Source organism: Asticcacaulis sp. P2_C5 (assembly GCF_056404555.1).
On sequence record NZ_JBFUDU010000016.1, the window covers coordinates 31404 to 52236 of the forward strand.

The 20833-nt window shown below is 59.8% G+C and carries 15 protein-coding genes; 9 read left to right on the forward strand and 6 right to left on the reverse strand.

Annotated features, from left to right (window positions below):
- Nucleotides 1–109: 109 nt before the first annotated feature.
- Entirely contained in the window at nucleotides 110–508 is a 399-nt protein-coding gene (locus tag AC1DXO_RS22905) for an OsmC family protein (RefSeq protein ID WP_476980521.1), read from the reverse strand.
- A 112-nt stretch (nucleotides 509–620) separates the two neighbouring features.
- Here AC1DXO_RS22905 and AC1DXO_RS22910 point away from each other — a divergent pair, with 112 nt between their 5' ends.
- Both AC1DXO_RS22910 and htpG read left to right on the forward strand, forming a co-directional pair.
- On the forward strand, nucleotides 621–1058 hold the full coding sequence (locus AC1DXO_RS22910; protein WP_476980522.1) for a DUF1801 domain-containing protein: 438 nt from the start codon (nucleotides 621–623) through the stop codon (nucleotides 1056–1058).
- A gap of 97 nt (nucleotides 1059–1155) precedes the next feature.
- Nucleotides 1156–3051 carry a molecular chaperone HtpG gene (htpG, locus tag AC1DXO_RS22915; RefSeq protein ID WP_476980523.1) on the forward strand — a complete coding sequence of 632 codons (1896 nt, stop codon included), beginning with the start codon at nucleotides 1156–1158 and terminating at the stop codon, nucleotides 3049–3051.
- A 63-nt stretch (nucleotides 3052–3114) separates the two neighbouring features.
- Here the strand turns inward: htpG and AC1DXO_RS22920 are convergent, their stop codons facing one another.
- The 3 genes from AC1DXO_RS22920 to AC1DXO_RS22930 form a co-directional block, all read right to left on the reverse strand.
- On the reverse strand, nucleotides 3115–3522 hold the full coding sequence (locus AC1DXO_RS22920) for a DoxX family protein (RefSeq protein WP_476980524.1): 408 nt from the start codon (nucleotides 3520–3522) through the stop codon (nucleotides 3115–3117).
- A gap of 165 nt (nucleotides 3523–3687) precedes the next feature.
- Nucleotides 3688–4287 carry an NAD(P)H:quinone oxidoreductase gene (gene wrbA, locus AC1DXO_RS22925; protein WP_476980525.1) on the reverse strand — a complete coding sequence of 200 codons (600 nt, stop codon included), beginning with the start codon at nucleotides 4285–4287 and terminating at the stop codon, nucleotides 3688–3690.
- A gap of 61 nt (nucleotides 4288–4348) precedes the next feature.
- Nucleotides 4349–5212: a pirin family protein gene (locus AC1DXO_RS22930; RefSeq protein WP_476980526.1), complete on the reverse strand. Its 864-nt coding sequence runs from the start codon at nucleotides 5210–5212 to the stop codon at nucleotides 4349–4351.
- 108 nt (nucleotides 5213–5320) lie between these two features.
- On the opposite strand from AC1DXO_RS22930, the gene AC1DXO_RS22935 reads away from it, so the two are divergent.
- Nucleotides 5321–6211 (forward strand): LysR family transcriptional regulator, encoded by an 891-nt coding sequence (locus AC1DXO_RS22935; protein WP_476980527.1) that lies wholly within the window; start codon nucleotides 5321–5323, stop codon nucleotides 6209–6211.
- Here AC1DXO_RS22935 and AC1DXO_RS22940 read toward each other — a convergent pair.
- Nucleotides 6208–8361: a bifunctional diguanylate cyclase/phosphodiesterase gene (locus tag AC1DXO_RS22940; protein WP_476980528.1), complete on the reverse strand. Its 2154-nt coding sequence runs from the start codon at nucleotides 8359–8361 to the stop codon at nucleotides 6208–6210. The two genes, AC1DXO_RS22935 and AC1DXO_RS22940, sit on opposite strands and share 4 nt — an antisense overlap.
- Before the next feature lie 538 nt (nucleotides 8362–8899).
- Entirely contained in the window at nucleotides 8900–11251 is a 2352-nt protein-coding gene (locus AC1DXO_RS22945; RefSeq protein ID WP_476980529.1) for a beta-L-arabinofuranosidase domain-containing protein, read from the reverse strand.
- 333 nt (nucleotides 11252–11584) lie between these two features.
- Between AC1DXO_RS22945 and AC1DXO_RS22950 the strand changes: the two genes are divergently transcribed.
- From AC1DXO_RS22950 to AC1DXO_RS22975, 6 genes are all read left to right on the forward strand, one after another.
- Nucleotides 11585–12673, forward strand: coding sequence for an ABC transporter ATP-binding protein (locus AC1DXO_RS22950; RefSeq protein ID WP_476980530.1), 1089 nt, complete (start codon nucleotides 11585–11587; stop codon nucleotides 12671–12673).
- 193 nt (nucleotides 12674–12866) lie between these two features.
- Entirely contained in the window at nucleotides 12867–13745 is an 879-nt protein-coding gene (locus tag AC1DXO_RS22955) for a carbohydrate ABC transporter permease (RefSeq protein WP_476980531.1), read from the forward strand.
- Complete coding sequence (locus AC1DXO_RS22960) at nucleotides 13742–14578, forward strand: carbohydrate ABC transporter permease (RefSeq protein WP_476980532.1); 837 nt, start codon at nucleotides 13742–13744, stop codon at nucleotides 14576–14578. The genes AC1DXO_RS22955 and AC1DXO_RS22960 overlap by 4 nt, the downstream gene beginning before the upstream one ends.
- Nucleotides 14575–15900, forward strand: coding sequence for an ABC transporter substrate-binding protein (locus AC1DXO_RS22965; RefSeq protein WP_476980533.1), 1326 nt, complete (start codon nucleotides 14575–14577; stop codon nucleotides 15898–15900). Before AC1DXO_RS22960 ends, AC1DXO_RS22965 begins: the two co-directional genes overlap by 4 nt.
- Before the next feature lie 9 nt (nucleotides 15901–15909).
- Complete coding sequence (arfA, locus tag AC1DXO_RS22970; RefSeq protein ID WP_476980534.1) at nucleotides 15910–17424, forward strand: arabinosylfuranosidase ArfA; 1515 nt, start codon at nucleotides 15910–15912, stop codon at nucleotides 17422–17424.
- A gap of 340 nt (nucleotides 17425–17764) precedes the next feature.
- Entirely contained in the window at nucleotides 17765–20455 is a 2691-nt protein-coding gene (locus AC1DXO_RS22975) for a TonB-dependent receptor (RefSeq protein WP_476980535.1), read from the forward strand.
- Nucleotides 20456–20833 lie beyond the last annotated feature (378 nt).

The window sequence follows — 20833 nt, forward strand, 5'->3', positions numbered from 1 at the left end:
CCACGATTGGAACCGCCCCGAAATCATGTGGGCAATATTTCCGAAGTGCGGGAAATGCACCAGTTACAATGATTGTTAGGTTTGCGTTAAGCGCGACTTACAGGATTTGTCATATTGATGATTTAAGCGTGGTCGTGATGGACAGGCCTTGTTTCATGGTTTTGGTGACCGGGGTGCGTTCGCAGACCTCGAGCAGGCGCTTCAGTTGGATCTCATCGAGCGGGCCGCTCACGGTGACGGTGCGATCGATAAACTCCGCGCCGGCTTCGTCGCGGTAAAAATGCAGGGCGATATCGGCGGCTTCGAGCGGCCAGCCCTTGTGATCGGCATACATACGCAGCGTAATGGCGGTGCAGGCCGACAGTGACGCCAGCAGCAGGTCGTAGGGCGCCAGGCCGGCATCCTGGCCGCCATTGGCCGGCGGTTCGTCGGCGATCAGGTCGCGTCCGGCGACGTGGATATGGGTGGCGTAACGATCAGTGGCGATATGGGCGGTAGCGCGTGCCATGCCGTGATCTCCGTGAGAACGAGGTTGAAAGGTAAGGCGGAAAGGCCGCATTGATACCGTGGCGGTATTTCACATATATGGAAAGCCGGCAGATATAACAGGAGTCAGTGGCATGAAGATGAGCGCAAAAGGCGAAGAAATCCCGGCGGTCCTGTCGGGTGGCAACCCGCGTATCGCCAAGGGTGAGGGGGATGCGCCGGTCCAGGCCTATATCGCCGCCATGCCGGGTTGGAAACGTGACCTCGGTCAGCGCCTGGATGCCATCATTACACAGGCCGTGCCCGACGTGCGCAAGGCGGTGAAATGGAACTCGCCATTCTACGGCGTCGCAAGTCACGGCTGGTTCCTGTCATTTCATGTTTTTACGCGCTATGTGAAGGTGGCCTTCTTTCGCGGAACGTCGCTGCATCCCCTGCCGCCCGGCGCAAGCAAGACCGAGGGTACGCGTTACATCGATATCCACGAAGCTGACGAACTTGATGAGGCGCAATTGACGGATTGGGTGACGCAGGCGGCGGCCTTGCCTGGGTTTATGGCGGAGCGGACGTGACCGAGGTCTGTCCATCCTAAAAACTATAGTCTGATGTCTTGAAATTATTTCGCGCAGAAAATATCTGACGCGCAACCCCTGCACGATGAGGTAAGCCATGACGACGACCCTGGACGCCACGAAGCCTGAACAGCACGCGTTCGAAGCCGATGTTAGCCGCCTTCTGCACATGATGGTGCATTCGGTCTATTCCGATAAAAAGGTATTCCTGCGCGAACTTATCTCTAACGCAGCGGACGCCTGCGAGAAGTTGCGCTACGAAGCCGTTTCCAATGCCGCGCTCATTTCCGACGACGCCCAGCCGGGTATCGTTGTTTCGTTGAACGAAGAGGCGCGCACCCTCGTCGTCGAGGATAATGGCATCGGCATGAGCCGGGACGAGATGATCGACGCGCTGGGTACGATCGCACGTTCGGGGACACGCCTGTTCATGGAGCGGCTGGAGGCTGCTAAGTCGGGTGAAAAGGCGGAACTGATCGGTCAGTTCGGGGTCGGTTTCTATTCGTCCTTTATGGTAGCCGACCGGGTGGATGTCCTATCGCGCCGGGCCGGTCATCCGGATGCCTGGCTATGGTCCTCCGATGGCAAGGGCAGCTATACGATTGCCGAGGTCGAAGGAGAGGCGGCGCCGGTTCGTGGTACGCGCGTGACCTTACACCTGATGGAAGATGCCAAGTCCTTCACCAGCAAATGGACCGTCGAAAAGATTATCCGCGACCAGTCCGGACATGTGCCGGTTCCGATCCACCTGATCGAAAAAGAGGGGGCGGAGGCCGCTGTGGTCAGCGATGGCGCAGCACTTTGGACCAAGCCGAAGAACGAAATTTCCAAGGAAGACTATGCCGACTTCTATCGCGGTGTGTCGGGTCAGTATGACGATCCGCTGCTAAATGTGCATTTCCGTGCTGAAGGCCGCCATGAATATACGGCCCTGGCCTTTGTTCCCGGCGCTCGGCCGTTCGACCTGTTCGATGCCGACCGCACGGGCCGGATGAAACTGTATGTCAAACGCGTCTTCATCACCGACGAGGCCGAGCTCTTGCCGCGTTATTTGCGCTTTGTTCGTGGCATCGTCGACACGTCCGACCTGCCACTGAATATTTCGCGCGAAATGATCCAGGAGAGCGCCATTCTCGCGGCGATTCGCAAGGGTGTAACCGGCCGTGTTCTGACAGCTCTGGAAAACCTGGCGGATACGGAGACCGAAGCCTTCGACAAGGTATGGGACCTGTTCGGCGCGGTTCTCAAGGAAGGCATTTATGACGATTCGGAACGGCGCGAACAGTTGCTCAAGCTGGCGCGGTTCCGCACAACGGCCTCGGGCGAGGGGCATCGCAGCCTGGCCGACTATGTCAAGGACATGAAGAACGGACAGACGGCGATCTACTACATCACCGGTACGAACCTGGATCAGCTCAAGGCATCGCCGCAACTCGAGGGGTTTCGCGCCAAGGGCATCGAGGTCCTGCTGCTCACCGATGTTGTCGACAGCTTCTGGGCTCCGGCGGATCAGGTTTTCGACGGCAAGGCGTTTACCTCGGTTACGCAAGGGTCGGCCGATCTCGATAGCGTCACCGGGGATGACTCGGAGGCTGAGCCGAAGCCGGAAACGCCGCAGGACGTCGCCGCCTTTATCGATTTCGCGCGCGAAACCTTGAAGGGTGAGGTTTCCGATGTGCGGGTTTCGACTCGGTTGACGGAAAGTGCGGTCTGCCTGGTCGCGTCGGAACATGGGCCCGACCTGCAGCTCGAAAAAATCCTTCAGGGCGCCGGGCGCCTGCAAAAGGCGTCAAAACCGGTCCTGGAGATCAATGCCCACAACGATCTGGTGAATAACATAGCGCTCAGGACTGTCGGCGCGGACAGGGAGGACGCCGCCTGGTTGTTGCTGGACCAGGCCCGTATCCTGGACGGTGACAAGCCGGCCAATCCGCGCGAATTTGCCGAGCGCCTGTCGCGGTTGTTTGCGACGGCGTTTTCACAACGGGTGTAGTGTAGTCGCGAAAAAGGCCACAGCATCTCTGCTGTGGCCGCTTAGATTCAACTGTGTGTTTGCTTACGCGGCAACCGTGCCGCGCGTCTTGCGGCTGTCGAGGGCGAAGGCGCCGGCGCCGAAGGCCACCACTTGCAGCAGGCCGCCGGTGATGGCGATGTTCTTCATGAAGTGGATCATCTGGTTCTGGTCGGCGAAGTTGTTGTGGAAACCCAGGGCCGCGGCGACTGTGAAGACCGCCAGGGCCGCGGCCACCCAGCGCGTCTTGAAGCCAACAATCAGGGCCAGGCCGCCGATCAGCTCGACTGCGGTGGCGACGACATAGGCAACTTCCGGCAGGGGCAGGCCGGCCGATTGGATATAGCCGATAGTTCCGGCGGGATTGGTCAGTTTGGAAATGCCGGACATTACGAAAATGACGGCGATCAGTAGACGACCCAAAGCGGGCAGGTAGGCTTGGAACTTGGTCATGGTGGCTTCTCCTCAGAAGAAAATGTGAATTGCTGATGATTTAGACATTGAACGGATGGAAGAAAGAGCCCCGCCCACCGCCCGCTCGGGCGGCCCCGTTCGGCGGTCCCCCCTCCCCATAAATGGGGCGGGCAAAAAAGAGCGATGAGTGGGGCGGGCCTTGCCTTAGCCGTGGAGTTTGATGGCGGTTTCGGCGACCTTGCGGCCCTGGTAGCGGGCGCCGGTCAGTTCGTTCTCGGTCGGTTGGCGCGAGCCGTCGCCGCCGGCGATTGTCGTGGCGCCGTAGGGCGAGCCGCCGGTGACTTCGTCGATCTTCATCTGGCCTGCGTGGCCGTAGTCGAGGCCGACGATCACCATGCCGAAGTGAAGCAGGTTGGTGATGATCGAGAACAGTGTGGTTTCCTGGCCGCCGTGCTGCGTCGCCGTTGAGGTAAAGGCGCCGCCGACCTTGCCGTTCAGTGCGCCGCGCATCCACAGGCCACCGGCCTGGTCGAGGAAGGCCGCCATCTGCGAATTCATCCGGCCGAAGCGCGTGCCGGCGCCGACGATGATGGCGTCGTAATCGGCCAGCTCATTGATGGTGGCGATCGGTGCCGCCTGGTCGAGCTTGAAGTAGGATGCCTTGGCGACCTCTTCCGGCACGGTCTCCGGAACGCGTTTGATGACAGCTTCGGCGCCAGCCTCGCGCACGCCTTCGGCAACGGCGTTGGCCATGGTTTCGATGTGGCCGTAGGCGGAGTGATAAAGAACGAGAACCTTGGTCATGATGGGTATCCTTGATGAAACGGGGAGGGGGATTGGCGTGAGGGAAGTCAGGGCGACAGGATCAGATCCGGCCCATCTTGCCGGCGTAGTAGTCGCGGACGGCCTGTTCGAGTTCGGCAATGGTGTTCATGACGAACGGGCCGTGGCGGACGATGGGGGCGTCGAGCGGATCGCCGCCGACCAGCAGCAGTTCAGTGCCTGGCAGGGCCGTCAGCTTGACAGTGTCGCCCGGCGTCAGGCGGGCCAGCTGGCCGGGTTCGATATCGTGGCCACCCAGGCTGACTTGACCTGTCAGGACATAGATCGCCAGTTCGGCCGGGCTTGACGCATCGATATCGAGCGCGCCGCCGTCACCCAGGCTGGCATGAATGACGAACGGATGGCCCGAGGTCTGAACCGGACCTGTCACGCTGCCGACCTGGCCGGCGATCAGGCGAACCGTGCCGTTGGCGTGGGGCAGAAGCGGGATCTCGTCACGTGTCACATGGCGATAGGCAGGCTCGGCGTGTTTTTCGCCTTTCGGCATGTTGATCCACAGCTGGACACCATGCTGGTGGCCGCCATCGCGGCGCAGGATGGCATCGGGGGCTTCGTCGTGGATGATACCACGGCCGGCGCGCATCCATTGCACTTCACCGGGGCCCATGGCGCTGACATTGCCCAGGCTGTCCTTGTGTTCCATGCGGCCTTCCAGCAGCAGGGTCAGGGTCTCTATCCCGGCATGCGGATGGGCCGAGGCGCCCTTGGCTTCGCCGGGTTGCACATCGATCGGACCAAACTGGTCGAGAAAGATGAACGGGCCGATCGCCTCATAGGCGCGCGCTGGAATGGCGCGGCGAACTTCGAACCCGTCGCCTTCCAGGGTGCGGAAAGCGGTATGGGTGTCGGCGACGGCGCGGTCTCTGGTGGCTGTAAGCGTTGTCATTGGGGGCCTCTTTCGAAACAATGACGACGGTATAGTCTCGCTGGTATTTTCTGAAAATCCGTATAATATTGAAAAAACTGTTCTGAAAATTAGGTAAGTGATTCAGATATGCAGACCGGCACCCCGACTTTCGATCAGCTCCACATCCTGGCTACCGTGGTGGATAGCGGCAGCTTTGCCGCCGCCGCGCGTCGCCTCAATCGCGCCACCTCGGCCATCACCTACGGTATCGACAATCTGGAAGACCAGTTGGGCGTGACACTGTTCGATCGCGTCGGCACGAAAAAGCCGGAGCTCACCGAGGCCGGACGATCGCTACTGGCTTTCGCGCGCTCGATCCTGCACAATGTCGACAAGATGCGCGCGCGCGCAACGTCGCTGCGTGAAGGCCAGGAGGCGGAAGTGTCGCTGGTCGTCGATGTCATGCTGCCGACCGCCCGCCTGGTCGACGCCTTGCAGGCCTTTCAGGCGGCGTTCCCGACCGTCTTGCTGAGGTTGCATGTCGAGGCGCTGGGCGCAGTGACGCAGCTGATCATGGACGGGACGGCGCGGCTCGGCATCAGCGGGCCTCTATGCGTCGGTGAGGACGATATCGAAAAGCATATGATGGGCCACGTGCGGCTGATTCCGGTGGCGGCGCCCTTTCATCCTCTGGCGCGCGGCGGCCGGCATGCGCCGGGCGATGCGCGCGAGCATATCCAGCTGGTCCTGACCGATCGCTCACCCCTGACCGCCGGGCAGGATTTCGGCGTGATTGCCGCGAAGACGTGGCGACTGGCCGATCTGGGTGTCAAGCATGCCTTGCTGCTGGCCGGGGTCGGCTGGGGCTCGATGCCGGAATTCATGGTGCAGGGCGATCTCGACGCCGGGCGACTGGTCGAGCTCGACATGCCGGATTGGCGCGACGCCATGTATCCGCTGCAGGCGGTATGGCGGGCACAAATGCCGCCAGGGCCGGCGACGCAGTGGCTGATCGACCGCTTCGCCAGCCAGATTTAACCCGTGGCCTGAACCTCAGCCTCGGCGTGGACCATCTCCAGCACTTCGGCCAGGGGTTTGGGCCGGCTGAAATAGAAACCCTGCAGGCTGTGGCAACCTGCCAGCTTCAGCAGACGGACATGATCGGCGGTTTCAACACCTTCGGCCGTAACGGCGATCGACAGGGCGTTGGCGATGCTGACCGTGCCGGCGACAAGGGCGGCGGCCTGCGGGTCAAGATCGACGCGCCCGGCCAGGGACTTGTCGATCTTGATGCGATCAAAGTCGAAACGGCGCAGATAGCCGATGCTGGAATAGCCGATGCCAAAGTCGTCGAGCGCCATGGAAACGCCCAGCGCCTTCAGGTTGGAAACAGCGGAGATGGCGCGATCGGGATTTTCGATCAGATAGCCTTCGGTGACTTCCAGTTCCAGGCGTTCGACCGGGAAGCCGGTCGTCTCAAGCACCTGGGCCACCTTGCGTTCGAATTCCGGATCGCGAAACTGGGCGGGTGAAATATTGGCGCTGAGGCGCAGATCCGGTACCCCACCGAGATCGCTGCACGCACGATTCAGCACGAACTGACCCAACTGGTGGATCAGGCCGCTGGCTTCGGCAATGTCAATGAACTGATCGGGCGGCAAAGGGCCTTCCGGGCGTCGCGGCCACCGGCACAGGGCCTCGACGGCGGTAATGCGCAGGGTGCGGGCGTCGACGATCGGCTGGTAGACGACGTCGAATTCACCGCGCGCCAGGCCTTCGCGGATGCCTTTTTCGATAGCTTGCTTACGCAGGCGCGTTGCTTCCAGGTCCGCCGTATAGAAGGTGATGCGGGCCTTGCCGTTGGCCTTGGAATAGTACATCGCCATATCGGCGCGGCGGAACAGTTCCAGGCTGGTGCAGGATTTCAGGTCACCCGTGGCAATACCGATGCTGGCGCCGATCTGTACGGTGCGCTCGCCGATGCGGATGGGTGCCGTGAGGAAGGCCAGGGCGGACTCGGCGAAGACACGGGCCAGGTCGGGCCCATTCTTGCCGCCGAGCAACAGGGCGAATTCATCGCCACCCATCCGGGCTAGCATACCGCCTTCGGGCAGATATTCCTTGAGCGCGGCGGCCGTGATCATGATCAGCTTGTCGCCGATATTGTGTCCGTAAATGTCATTGACGTCCTTGAAACCGTCAAGGTCGATAAAGACGACGGTCTTTTCCACCCGGCCATGCTTCTTGCCGCAGGCTTGCAGCCGTTCGAACAAGGCGCGGCGATTGGGCAGCCGGCTCAGCCCATCGGTCAGGGCAAAGCTCTGGGCGTCCTTTTCGCTTCGCGCCAGCTTCTGCAGGCTGTAGGCGCTGATCATCACGAAGATCAGCACCAGAAAGCCTGTCAACCAGGTGATCTGGCGCAGCCTTGGTTCGGCCGCCTTGGCCGTTGCGGCGCCGGACAGGGTCGGCAGCCAGGTCAGGTGACCGGTCACACGGCCGTCGGCGCCGACAAGTTCCAGATACGGGTGGCTGGTGTCGGCCGCCGATGTCAGGCGCAGTTTATCGATGCGAAAGGTGCGGCCCATGGCGGTAACCTGAGCGGGTGTCAGATGGCGTGTCATGACAAGATAACGCCGGCTCTTTCCCATGCCGTCCTTCTCATGCCCGGTCAGGCGTTCGACATACGGATGCACGAGGGCGATACTGACCATGGCCGGCCCATAATCTGTCAGCGTAAGGCCTGATTTCGCCACGTCCCCGGCATCAATGGCCTTGCGGTGCAGATTGACAAGACCCTTGAAACCAGAGCCGAACATGTCCGAATTTAAGCCGGCATAGGGTTTGGCGCGGAAATAACCCCAAAGGATATGGAAGTTTTCATCCAGAATGAAGCTGCCGTCATAAGGCTCGCTATCTTTCGAGGCTACGCCCCAGTTTTCGTAAGCCCAGGTCGCGCTGGGCGATGTCCGGTACATATTGCGGGCCGCATCGTCCCACTGGGCGTTGTCGGTCGTCAGGGCCGACAGGCTGTTCAAGCTCGACTGGACCGAGGCCTCGACCATGTCGTTGCCGCGCGCCAGATCCATCTGGTTACTTTTTTCAGCAATCGCCGACAAGGACGAATTCAAAAGAACAATGATGGCGACCAGCGTGCCGACGCCCGCGGCCGCCACGATGCCGAACAGCATACGGGCCTTGGGACTGATATTCCAGCGCCGGTGCCATGAGGTTAAAATACGCAAATCCGATTGACGGTCACCCGCCCCTTGTCTTCTGATTGGGTCGTCCGCGTCCTGCGGCCAGGTTCGTTGTATACGACAGGGGTGAATTCTCCCTTAGCGCGGCGCATTATTCCATCGCGCGTCCATGATGCGCTGCGAGACAAGATCAAGAAAAGCTTTAGTCACAGATTTCACAGATTAACACAGATTTTCCAATGGGTTATTTGGGTTTGCCTTTGCGCTTTCTCCCCTGATAACAGCGCGCAGCGCCTTTTTCAGATGCAGGGACATCATCTCTATAATGTCATTTAAGTCGTTGAAAAATATGTGTTAATCTGAAAAATCTGTAGTTAAAAATCTTCCTTTGCCTCTACTACAGGCACCGCTAAGGTTCGGCGTCGCTCAGAATCAACTATTGATGGCGATCTGCCTGTGGCCATGCAATACCATGTCGCCGTGTACAATTGGGGTTTTGTTGAACCCAGCTTTAGGGGGGCGCCCGACCTCAGGCTGTCCTGAGCGAGCGCACCTCGAAGACGTCGAGATTGGTGCCGCGTGTCGTAAAGCGCACGCGAACCTTCGACTTGCCGGCGATAAACCCGGCGGGCAGGGGATAGTCGACGGTGCGGAATTTGGCGTCCGGGGCGAAGTCCAGGGTCTCGCTTTTCAGCAGCTGTCCATCGATCGTGATGTCGAAGGCTTTTTTGATATCCTGACCCCAATAGGTGATCTGGATGACCGCCCCGTTTGGATCGACGGCCAGGTCAAACTCGAAATACTTGCCGCTACCCCACATCAGCGAACGACCAGCGTGGCCAAGGCGCGACGACACCTCGGCAATGTCGGTGGCGAAGGCGTGGTCGCGTTCGGGCTGCATCTCGCCCAGGCGCATCAAGTCGACGGTGCGGGCAGTGAGTTGGGCACGCGCCGCCTGGTCGGCCTCATAGGCCGCTTTTTGAACCTGCCATTCGGCATCGGTGAACAGTGGAAAATAGACGGCCGTACGGCGGCGATACTGGCTGAAGAAGGGCTTTAGCGCCACGGATTGCGGCTGTGCGACCAGCATCAGGCTAGCCGGATCGAGCGCGTCCAGGGCCTGGGCCGAGACCACGACGGGCGCAGGCGGGACGTCGCCGGCCGCTTCGCCCATATCAGCGGCCAGAACCATCGGGCCTTTCACGAAGGCGGCAAGGCGCGGATTGTCCGCTACGGTTTCAACCTTCACGGTTTGTGGCAGGGTCAGGGTCACCGTGTCGCCGGGGTGCCAGTGGCGGCTGATCCGGGCGTAACCGCCTTTGGTCAGGATCGGTTGCGCCACACCATTGACCGTCAGAGTCGGTTTGTCGGCCCACGCCGGGATGCGGACAGCGAGCGTAAAGTCGACCTTGTTTTTCGGCGTTACGGTCAGGCTGATCGGTGTGCCTGTGGTAATGTCGCCGGTCAGGGCAACTTTTGTCGCCTTGTCGGTCCAGGTCAGTTCGGACGGGATAAACAGGTTGACGAACAGCGTATCATCCTGGCGCCAGTAGATGCTGTCGCCGTGCTTGGCGTGACTTTCCATGCCGGAACCGACGCAGCACCAGAAGCTGTCCGTGGGTGTCGAGTAAAGACGTTGCGAACCCGAACTGAGGGGCATGAAATAGACGAATTGACCGGTCTTCGGGTCCTGGTGCGCCATGATGTGGTTGAGATGGACGCGTTCGTAATAGTCGAACCACGTGGCGTCGGGCTGCCACTGGTACAGATGCCGAGTCAGTTTCAGCATGTTGTAGCTGTTGCAGGCTTCGCAGGTCTTGTCGTCGATACGGTCGGACAGGTGGTCGGGTGCGCCGAAATGCTCGGAATCGGAATTGCCGCCGATGACGTAGGAGTGGTGGTGAACGACGCGGTCCCAGAAGAAGCTGGCCGTGTCGCGGTAGCTGGTGTCGCCGGTAATCTCGTATAACCGGGCCAGGCCGATCAGTTTCGGGATCTGGGTATTGGCGTGCTTGCCTTCCAGTTCGTCACGACGCTGCGACAAAGGCATCAGTATGGCCTTGTGGTAAAGGCGGCGGCTCATGTCGAGATAGCGTTTGTCGCCGGTGCGGGCATAGGTCTCGGCGAAGCTTTCGTTCAGCCCGCCATGCTCGGCCGCCAGGATCTGTTGCAGTTCGTCGTCGCTGAGTCCGCCAAGAATGCCGATCAGATAGTCGGACATTCGGGTGGCCACCGTCAGCGCCTGGGCATTGTCAGCATAGCGGTGGGCGTCGAGCAGACCGGCATGGACCTTATGCCAGGTATAGAGCGGCACCCAGCCGCCGTTGATGTCGAAGCCGTGGGTGGTGATGTTATGGGCGCGGACCTCTTCGAAGACGATCTTGCCATCGACGATCTTGCCGTTGCGTTCGACCGTGGTGCCGCCGATATAGCCGTCGCCGTGCTTCGCCTGGATCGTCGCCAGTTCGCCGACCATATAGTCGAGGCGCGTCTTGAATTCGGGATCTTTCGTCTGGGCGTAGATCAGGCCGCAGGCGGTCAGGTAATGGCCAAGGCTGTGGCCGGCTATACCCATGGCCTCCCAGCCGCCATAGACGTCACCGCGCGGGGGCAGGCCGGCGGAGACGCGGAAATTGTGCAGGAAGCGATCGGGTTCGAGCGATTTGAGATAGACGGCATTGATATCGACGGCCGTGCGCCAGATCGATGGCGTCAGGGTGACAGCTTCGAGCGGAAAGGGGGTGACGGATGCGGAGTTTGGGGTAGACTTCGACGTCGCGCGTGAAACGCCTGGCAAGGCAGCCAAGGCTGCGGTGCTGGCCAATGCTGCACTGGCCAGGGCTGCACTAGACAGAAGGGCGTGACGACGGGTAGCGGGCATGAAATCCTCCGGTTTTGTCGGACAATAAAGACCTGTGAGGCTGTGGCGTCAAGGGGCACTAGTATACTCAGACAAAAGTATCTTTACCGTGTGGATCGCAATTGTGCGCTGCACGCTTGAAAATAGCCACATTGCGGCAAAATGGATAAATATGATTTGTCCTACATTTCCACCTTGTCGGGTTCAGGCTTCGATGCTACAGCGCTTTTTGTCTGAGTAGAAAGCGTGAAAAACGCGTCGGGCATTTTAAAGTGGGCGCCTCAAGTTATCCCAAAAGTGGCAGCCACTTTTTAACATGAGGCCAGGGAAACGCTAGTTACAGGGTGGGCGCGCGTGAGCGGCATCGAAATCATCAATGTCTCCAAGGCCTACGGCGCTACGCCGGTGCTGGACGACGTTAGCCTCAGCATCAAGACAAACGAATTTGTTGCTTTTCTGGGGCCGTCGGGCTGCGGCAAGACAACGCTTTTGCGCATGATTGCCGGTCTGGAAGCGTTGGACGGCGGCGAAATCCATATCGGTGAACGTCGGGTCGATCAACTGGCGCCAGGGGCGCGCGGCGTCGCCATGGTGTTCCAGAGCTATGCCCTGTATCCCCACATGACGATTGCCGACAATATGGCGTTCGGTTTGAAGAATATCGGCCTGGGCAAGGCGGAAATTGACAGCCGCATTGCCGAGGCAGCGCGGATTCTTGAGATCGGCGACTATCTGCACCGCAGGCCCGGTGAGCTTTCGGGCGGCCAGAAGCAGCGCGTCGCCATCGGCCGCGCCATTGTGAAAAAGCCTGACCTGTTCCTGTTTGATGAACCCCTGTCCAATCTGGATGCGGCCCTGCGGATGCGCACCCGTCTGGAATTGGCGCAACTGCGCCGGCGGCTGAAGGCAACCATGATTTTAGTGACGCACGACCAGGTCGAGGCCATGACCCTGGCCGACCGCATCGTCGTCATGAAGGACCGCAAGGTGCAACAGGTTGGCGCGCCCATGGAAATTTACGAACGCCCAGCCAATATCTTTGTCGCCGGCTTTGTCGGTTCGCCGCCGATGAATATCCTGAAGGTCGACCTGGAAACGGGTGGACAGCTGGCGGCGGCAAGGCTGGGCGGCGGCGTTGTGCAGACAGGGATCATGTCGAGTGCCTTGCCGAAATCGGACCATTGGCGGATCGGTCTGCGGCCTGAGAACCTATCGGTCATGGCGGCCGGGCAGGGGCTGAGCGCGACGGTAGAATTTGTCGAGCGGTTGGGCGAGCGAACCCTGGTCTATGCGCGACTGGGCGATGGCACACCGGTGACCGCCGGCGCCGAAGGCAATAGCCGGGTCGGCACGGGCGATGCGGTCGGTCTTGAGATCGCCGGCGCGACGGCGCATCTGTTTGACGCCGACGGAGTCGGGTATCACGCGGAGGCCAGCCAATGAGCGGCGCGGGATATGCACCCTCCTCCCTGTGCCGAAGGCATGGGGAGGTGGCTCGCGAAGCGAGACGGAGGGGTCATTCTTCCGGCGGGTTATTACCCCTCCACCGCCTTCAGCGGTCCCCCTCCCCATGCCTTCGGCACAGGGAGGAGGGAGCCTCCAGCTGCACCGTACGTGCAGCACTGGGGTTTGCAAGATGACCGCCGCCGTATTGAAAAAAGGCAACTGGTCGAACGCGCTGTTCGTGGCGCCGTATCTGCTGGTCTATTTCGGCCTGCTGATCTATCCGCTGGTTGCCGGTATGGGGCTCTCCCTGTTCAAGGCCGACCTGTTCGGCGGTGGAGAGTTTGTCGGGCTGGAGAACTTTAGCCGGCTGATGCGCGACGATGTTTTCCTGCACAGCGTCGTCAACACCTTCTATTTCGTCGCGCTGACCGTGCCGCCACTGACCGTCATTCCGCTGTTCCTGGCGTTGCTGCTGAACCGCTCGACCGGCACGGCGGCGTTTTTCCGCGGCGTTTTCTTCTCGTCATCGGTCCTGTCGGTGACGATCGTCACCCTGATCTGGCGCATGATCCTGATGGGCGACGGCGGTCTGGTCGCCGACATCCGCAGCCTCTTCGGCGCCGGCGCCGTGCCGTTTTTGAGCGATCCGAGTCTGGTCATGATCTCCATGGCCATCATCACCGTGTGGTGGTGTCTCGGCCTGCCGATGATGCTGTATCTGTCGGCCCTGCAACAGGTGCCGAAGGATATTTACGAGGCGGCGGCTCTTGATAATGCGTCGTGGTGGCGGACCCTGTGGTCGATCACCCTGCCCAGTGTCATGCGCACCGTTATCCTGGTCGCCATCTTCGAATGCGTGCTGCAGTTCCAGCTGTTTGGCCAGCCGCAACTGATCACCCAGGGCGGGCCCAATGGCGCGTCCCGTCCGATCGTGCTGTTCATCTTCGAGATCGGCTTCCGGCGCTGGGACGTCGGCTATGCCGCGGCGGCATCGCAGATCCTGTTCGCCATCATCCTGATCGCCACCGTGGTGCAGTACATGGTGACCCGAAAGAAGGGTGTGTCATGAGCCCGGCGCAGTCAAAGACCGTCCGCGATGGCGCGATACTGGTGACGTTGATCGGGCTGGGTTTCATCATGGTGATCCCGCTGATCTGGACCCTGCTGTTGTCGCTGAAATCCAATGGCGACCTGTTGCATTCCACGGCCAACGCCTTTCATGCGCCCTATACGGTCGAGAACTATGCCGCCATCGTCCGTAATTCCGGCGTCTTTCGCTGGCTGCTCAATTCGGTGATCGTCTCGGGCCTGACGACGGTGGGCGTGCTGGTTCTGTCTTCCCTGGCCGGATATGGCTTTGCCCGGCTGGAGTTTCCGTATCGCGACCAGATCTTCCTTCTGGTCCTGTTCGGCCTGGCCATTCCGGAACAGGCGGTGATTATCACCCGCCACCAGCTGTTCACAGCCCTGCATCTGCATAACTCCTATCCCGGCCTGATCCTGCCGGGTCTGGCGGCGCCCTTCGGCGTATTCCTGATGACGCAGTATTTCCGCGCCATCCCCAAGGAATTGGACGAGGCCGCCATTCTCGACAATGCGTCGCGGCTGAAGATCTTCTGGACGGTGTTGCTGCCCCTGACCATTCCGGCGCAGGCGACGCTCGGCATCTTCACCTTCCTGTCGTCATGGAACGACTACTGGTGGCCGCTGATCTCGGCGACGCGCAGCGACATGTTTACCCTGACGGTGGGGCTGTCAGCGTCGCAAATCAACTTCGCCCAAACCTCGGGGCTGGGCTATCTGATGACCCAGGCGGTATTCGCCGCTGTGCCGATCCTGATCGTCTACATCATCTTCCAGAAGTACATCGTCCGCGCGGTGGCGGGAGCGGCGATACGATGAGACAGCTTGTCATGGCCGCACTGGCGATACTGTCGCTCAGCGCCTGCAAACCGCGGGACACCTACACCCATATCACCGTCCAGCGCATCTTCGGCGAGTGCCGGGCCAATGTGCCCAAGGGGCAGGCGCCGCTGCGCAATCCTGACGGTGAGTGCGAGGTAGTGACGGGTCTGCTCGATCAGTTCGAGAAGGAAAACCCAGGGATCAAGCTCGACGTCAATATCGCGCCGTGGCCGGGCTATGACCAGTTATCGGCGCAATATGCCGCCGGCGATCCGCCCGATATCGTCACCATGCATATGTCGGCCATGCCGGATTTTGCCTCGCGCGGGCTGATCGAGCCGCTGGATGACGGCTTCAAAACCGTCGGCATCGACGTCGACAATTTCACGCTGGCGGCGCGCAAAGGGGTGACCCTGAGGGAGCACGGCCAGACCAACGTCTACGGCATGCCGTTCGATAACTGGACGCAGTTGTGGCACATCAATATGAACCTGTTCGCCAAGGCGGGCCTGGTCAGGGATGGCCAGCCGATCCTGCCGCACAGCCCCGACGAACTGCTGGCCCAGGCGCGGCAATTCAAAAAGGCAACCGGTCTGCCCTATCTGCTGCAACCGACCGACAACGAACGCGCCGCCTTTACGCGTAATCTCTACACCTATCTGATCGACCAAGAGGCCGCCTTCTTCAGCGACCCGCATCATATCCACCTGAATACGCCTGAGGCACGTCGCATCGTCGGCCTTTTCCGCACCATCTATGCCGAAGGGCTGATGGCGCCAGGCCAGGACTATCCGGCGGCCATGGCGTCGTTCCTCAACGGCCAGGGCGGTATCTGCCTGGTCGGCACTTGGATGATCGGCACCTTCCAGGCCGAGTCCGAAACACAGGGCCGGCCGTTGTATCATGGCTATAGCGTCAAGCCGTACCCGATGCTCTGGGGTACGGATCAGGTCGCTTATGTCGACGGCCACGCCTGGGTGATGCCGAAGCGTCAGCGAACGCCCGAACAGGCTGCCGCCGTATTGAAACTGATGAAATTCCTGCAGGCCCATGACTACGACTGGTCGCGCACCGGCCACCTGCCGACCCAGGCCGATGTGGCGACGAGCGCCAAGTACCTGGCACTGCCGCACCGCGGGGATATCATCCCCCTGGCGACAGCGGGCCAGACCTTGCCGGCTGGGGTCGAGCGCCAGTTCGCCATCCAGGACATTGTTGGCGACGAAATGGCCTCGGCCATTACCGGCCACAAGACCATCGACCAGGCGCTGGCGGATGCCGAACACCGCGTCAACGATCTGCTTTTCCACGTTCTCTGAGAGCCTGACATGACCCTGCAAGCTACCGTCATCGCCGATGCCGACTTTGTCATAGCCCCGCTGGACCGCCGTCTGTTCGGCACCTTTGTCGAGCATATGGGGCGCTGCGTCTATGGCGGCATCTATGAGCCCGGCCACCCGACAGCCGACAGCAATGGCTTTCGCGGCGACGTCCTGGCCCTGACGCGTGAACTGGCGCCGACCCTGGTGCGCTATCCCGGCGGCAATTTCCTGTCGGGCTATGACTGGGAAGATGGTGTCGGCCCGAAGGACAGCCGGCCGGTCAGGCTGGATCTGGCGTGGCATTCGACCGAGACCAACCAGTTCGGCACCAACGAATTTATGACCTGGTGCAAGGACGCAGGCGTCGAGCCGATGTTCGCCGTCAATCTGGGGACGCGCGGTCCCGACGAGGCGCGCCATTTCCTCGAATACTGCAACCACCCGGGTGGCACCTACTATTCCGACCTGCGCCGGTCACACGGTTTCGAACAACCGCACGACATCAAGTTCTGGTGCCTCGGCAACGAGATGGACGGGCCGTGGCAAACCTGCGCCAAGACGGCGGCCGAATATGGCCGTGTTGCCCAGGAAACCGCCAAGGTGATGAAGTGGGTCGATCCGACGATCGAACTGACGGCGTGCGGGTCGTCGCAACGCCTGATGCCGACCTATGCCGCCTGGGAATATGAGGTCCTGGACGCCTGTTTCGACCAGGTCGACTATATTTCGCTGCACCATTATATGCGCAATGACGGCAACGATATAAGCGAGTTTTTCGCTGAAATCGAAGCGCTCGACTATTTCATCAAGGAAGTGGCGAGCGTCGCCGATGCGGTCGCCGCCAAGCGCCGGTCGAAGAAGCGCATCATGCTGTCGCTCGACGAATGGAACGTCTGGTACAAGGCGCATACGCCCGGTGACCTGAAGAAGCCGGGCTGGCCCGAAGCTCCGCCTTTGCTTGAGGAAATCTACAATTTCGAGGACGCCCTGGTGGTCGGCGGCTCGCTGATCGTCATGATGAACAACGCCGATCGGTTGAAGGCCGGCTGCCTGGCGCAGCTGGTCAATGTCATCGGGCCGATCATGACCGAAACCGGCGGGCCGGCGTGGCGCCAGACCATCTTCCATCCCTTCGCCGACTGTACGCGACTGGGCCGCGGTGAGGTTCTGCGCCTGAAGGTCGATACGACGACCTTCGAGACGAAGGCGCAGGGTGCAATTCCGCATCTGCTGGTCACGGCGCTGCACGATCGGGATGCGGGGACGATCAGCCTTTTTGCACTCAACCGCTCGACGACGGAAGATATGGCGTTCGATATCGATCTGCGCGGGGTAGGCGAGGGCCTGACGATCGCGGCCGCGACGGAATTGCACGATGCCGACCTGAAGAAGGTCAATAGCAAGACCGCACCCGACGCGATCGCGCCCCTGACCAATACGACAGCGCGAATCACCGGCAGCCGATTTACGGCCACGCTCAAGCCGCAGTCGTGGAATGTGTTCGCCTTGCAGGCCGGATAGAACCGGCTTTGAACGGTTATGTCGTGAAGTTGCGCGTAACAGCTTGCTAATGGACAATTCTGCTAATTGTCTAATCGGAACGCCGTGAACTGCTTGATTTTGTATGATTATTATGGTGTTGGCGCAGTCATTATCGGCTGATATTCCCTCACAGGACTGCTTAGACACACCGTTTAGGCATGGGTTTCAAGACTTTGTTGCCGATTTGAGACATTTCTAGTAATAATCAGACAAAACATGGCTTGTTGTCAGATATCGCTATTGACAGTCATTTATTGTCGGACAATATGGCTGGATAGAGTTCAGAATTAACGAACCAATTTTCCAGGGAGCCTCTACAATGTCGGACATCACGTCATCGGCCAGTCGCGGCCGTACGTTCAAGAAAATCTGCCTTACCGCAGCATCCATGCTGGCCATCGGCCTGGCTGCCCCGGCTGCCTTTGCCCAGGACGGTGCCGTTGCCGAGGACAGCACGGTCGTCATCGTTACCGGCGTGCGAAAGGCGGCGCAGAGTGCGCAGGACATCAAGAAAAAGAATGACCTCGTCGTCGATTCGATCGTCGCCGAAGACGTCGGCAAGCTGCCGGACAATAACGTCGCCGATGCCCTGGCGCGTGTCACTGGCGTTCAGGTCCGGCGCGATTCGGGCGAAGCCAATTCCGTCCTGATCCGCGGCCTGCCGAACGTGGTCACGCTGCTCAACGGGCGCGAAGTCTTCACGACGACGGGCCGCTTCGTCGCCCTGGCGGACATTCCTGCCAACATGCTGCAACGTGTCGATGTCTATAAGTCAAACAGCCCTGACCAGATCGAGGGCGGTATTGCCGGTACGATCGACATTCGCACCCGTCGTCCGTTTGACGCCAAGGGTTTCCAGTTCAACGCCAATGCCCGCGCCAGCTATAACGACAAGTCGGGCCGTTATGATCCGAACCTGGGCGCTACCATTTCCAATCGCTGGAATACTGGCAATGGTGAATTCGGCGCTCTGCTGGGCCTGTCCTATGTCCGCAGTCATGCCCACGAAGAACGCGCCTTCAACGTCGAGTCGGTCGATCAGACCGGTTTCTTCCCGACGGGCACCCTGCCGTCCGGCGTGACCAGCATCAAGGCGCCGTTCGTCATGGGCTATATTCCAATCAAGAGCGATCGTCGCCGTACGGCGGCCAACGTCGCCCTGCAATGGCGCCCGGATGAAGACACTGAAATGTATCTCGAAGGCTTCGCTACCGACTACAAGAACGATTTTGAGCTCGACTTCTTCGTTGGCTTGCCGCTGCTTGGGGACGGCAATATCTCGGCGACTGTCTTCCCGGGTACCAATATCCTGCACACCCTGACCGACCATAACGTCTTCACCATCACCTCGACCCAGGCAAACCGTCAGAAGTCGTTCACAACCCAGATCGCCGTCGGCGGATCGCATCGGGTGGGTAATTTCAAGTTTTCGACTGATCTGTCGGCGACAGACTCAACCTTCGACTACGAAAACCCGATCGTCGACGCCGGCGTCATTGTGCCCCTGGTTCAGGTTAGCACCGATGTCGACGGTACGGCCCAGTTAAACTATGGCGGTCCGAATTTCGATATCAAGAAGGGCGATGGTTTCTTCCTGGCCAACTGGTTCGATAATTACGGCCACGACAAGGGCAAGGCTGTCGATTGGCGCGCTGACCTGGTCTATACGCCGGACGATACAGCCCTGCGTGAATTCTCGGCCGGTGTTCGTGTGGCCGAGCGCAAGGCTGAACATATCAATAACTTCATCGGCGGTTTCGGCGGGCCCATTTCGCCGGTCAATGCCAATGATATCCCTGGCTTTGGCGGCCTTTCCGACCCTATGGCGTCGGGTGGACCCGACTACATCATGACGCAGTGGTATACGCCCAGCGCCGACTTCCTGCTTGACCATACGGATGTGATCCGCAAGGCCTTCACCGGCACGACGGCCGCCAAACCGCTTGATCCGGGCTCCTTCTTCTCGGATGTGGAAAAGACCGCGGCGATTTACTGGCAGGCCAAGCTGGGTGGCGATATGGGTTCCGTGCCGTGGTCGGCTGTGGTCGGCATGCGCCTAGTCAATACCAAGGAAATCCTGAAGGGCAACCTGTCGCAGGACACGGATCCGAACCATCCCGGACTCGAATACACGCCGATCGATCGTGAATCGGATGTCACCGATCTGTTGCCCAGCCTGAATCTGAAATTTACTCTGCGGCCGGACCTGATTGCCCGTCTGACGGCCGGACGCACCTTGACGCGACCGAACTTCGGCGACCTCAACCCTGGCGTTTCACTGTCGACCGTTGTTTCCAACACGACTGGCCTGACCGGTGGCGGCGGCAATCCGAACCTAGAGCCCTACAAGTCGAACAATTATGATGCATCGCTGGAATGGTATTTCGCGTCCGACGGTGCGTTGACGGCCACCGCCTTCAACCGCACCTTCAAGGGTTATATCCAGCCCTTCTTCGGCAGTGAAACTTTTGGCGGCCTGTCTTACCGCGTCAACCGCCCTGGTAATACCGGCGATGGTCATATCAACGGCATTGAATTCGGCTACCAGCAATTCTACGACTTCCTGCCAGGTATCCTGAGCGGCTTCGGTCTGCAGGCCAACCTGACCCTGATGGATGGCGAAACCACGGCCTTCAGTTCGGTACAGAACCAGTTCATCGTGCGCCCGATTGCCGGCCTGTCCAAGACGACCTATAATCTCGCCCTGCTGTATGAAAAGGGTCAATGGTCCGGCCGTCTCGCCTATAACTGGCGCGACAAGTTCCAGGACACGCGCGAATTCACGCCGACCTACGATCTGTGGGTGAACACGACGGCGCAGATGGACGGCCAAGTGTCCTACAAGGTCAATTCGAACGTGACGATCACCCTCGAGGGCGTCAACCTGCTCGACACGCATTTCAAGGACTATTTCGTCGATCCGCTCCATCCGGAACTGACCGGTTACTTCCCACGCGATACCCGTCGTTACGATCGCACGATCTTGCTCGGCGCCCGCTTCAAAATGTAAATTTCGTCTCCTAAACTCGAACAGGGTGCTGGCTCAAAAGCCGGCACCTCTTTTTTTGGACCCATGGATCCACGACTTGCATAATCCAAATCCTGCGTAGTCGGCTACCGCGACCTATTGTCAGAGGAAAGTGGACGGAAGCTTCGTCAATAATCTCCCTAATTGTCCTACTGGAAGGAACTGAAAGCTACTGATTTTATACGATTATTGTAACCGCTATCGCTAATATTTGCGCAGTAGTTTTATGTATGAAACCGTATCGGCGATATTTTAATCTATGATTTTCAATGTGTTGTTGCCTAATTGCGACAATGAAATTATAAATCAGACAAAAGGCTCTGTGGTCGCGACGGGCGCTATTGACAGTCGTTTATTGTC

What these genes read in the sequence shown, in the direction of transcription:
- AC1DXO_RS22955 (WP_476980531.1), top strand. Translation starts at nt 12,867, where the DNA reads ATGACCGCCGCCGTATTGAAAAAAGGCAACTGGTCGAACGCGCTGTTC.
- AC1DXO_RS22910 (WP_476980522.1), top strand. Translation starts at nt 621, where the DNA reads ATGAAGATGAGCGCAAAAGGCGAAGAAATCCCGGCGGTCCTGTCGGGT.
- AC1DXO_RS22940 (WP_476980528.1), bottom strand. Translation starts at nt 8,361, where the DNA reads ATGCTGTTCGGCATCGTGGCGGCCGCGGGCGTCGGCACGCTGGTCGCC.
- AC1DXO_RS22945 (WP_476980529.1), bottom strand. Translation starts at nt 11,251, where the DNA reads ATGCCCGCTACCCGTCGTCACGCCCTTCTGTCTAGTGCAGCCCTGGCC.
- AC1DXO_RS22975 (WP_476980535.1), top strand. Translation starts at nt 17,765, where the DNA reads ATGTCGGACATCACGTCATCGGCCAGTCGCGGCCGTACGTTCAAGAAA.
- AC1DXO_RS22930 (WP_476980526.1), bottom strand. Translation starts at nt 5,212, where the DNA reads ATGACAACGCTTACAGCCACCAGAGACCGCGCCGTCGCCGACACCCAT.
- AC1DXO_RS22920 (WP_476980524.1), bottom strand. Translation starts at nt 3,522, where the DNA reads ATGACCAAGTTCCAAGCCTACCTGCCCGCTTTGGGTCGTCTACTGATC.
- AC1DXO_RS22935 (WP_476980527.1), top strand. Translation starts at nt 5,321, where the DNA reads ATGCAGACCGGCACCCCGACTTTCGATCAGCTCCACATCCTGGCTACC.
- AC1DXO_RS22905 (WP_476980521.1), bottom strand. Translation starts at nt 508, where the DNA reads ATGGCACGCGCTACCGCCCATATCGCCACTGATCGTTACGCCACCCAT.
- htpG (WP_476980523.1), top strand. Translation starts at nt 1,156, where the DNA reads ATGACGACGACCCTGGACGCCACGAAGCCTGAACAGCACGCGTTCGAA.
- wrbA (WP_476980525.1), bottom strand. Translation starts at nt 4,287, where the DNA reads ATGACCAAGGTTCTCGTTCTTTATCACTCCGCCTACGGCCACATCGAA.
- AC1DXO_RS22965 (WP_476980533.1), top strand. Translation starts at nt 14,575, where the DNA reads ATGAGACAGCTTGTCATGGCCGCACTGGCGATACTGTCGCTCAGCGCC.
- arfA (WP_476980534.1), top strand. Translation starts at nt 15,910, where the DNA reads ATGACCCTGCAAGCTACCGTCATCGCCGATGCCGACTTTGTCATAGCC.
- AC1DXO_RS22960 (WP_476980532.1), top strand. Translation starts at nt 13,742, where the DNA reads ATGAGCCCGGCGCAGTCAAAGACCGTCCGCGATGGCGCGATACTGGTG.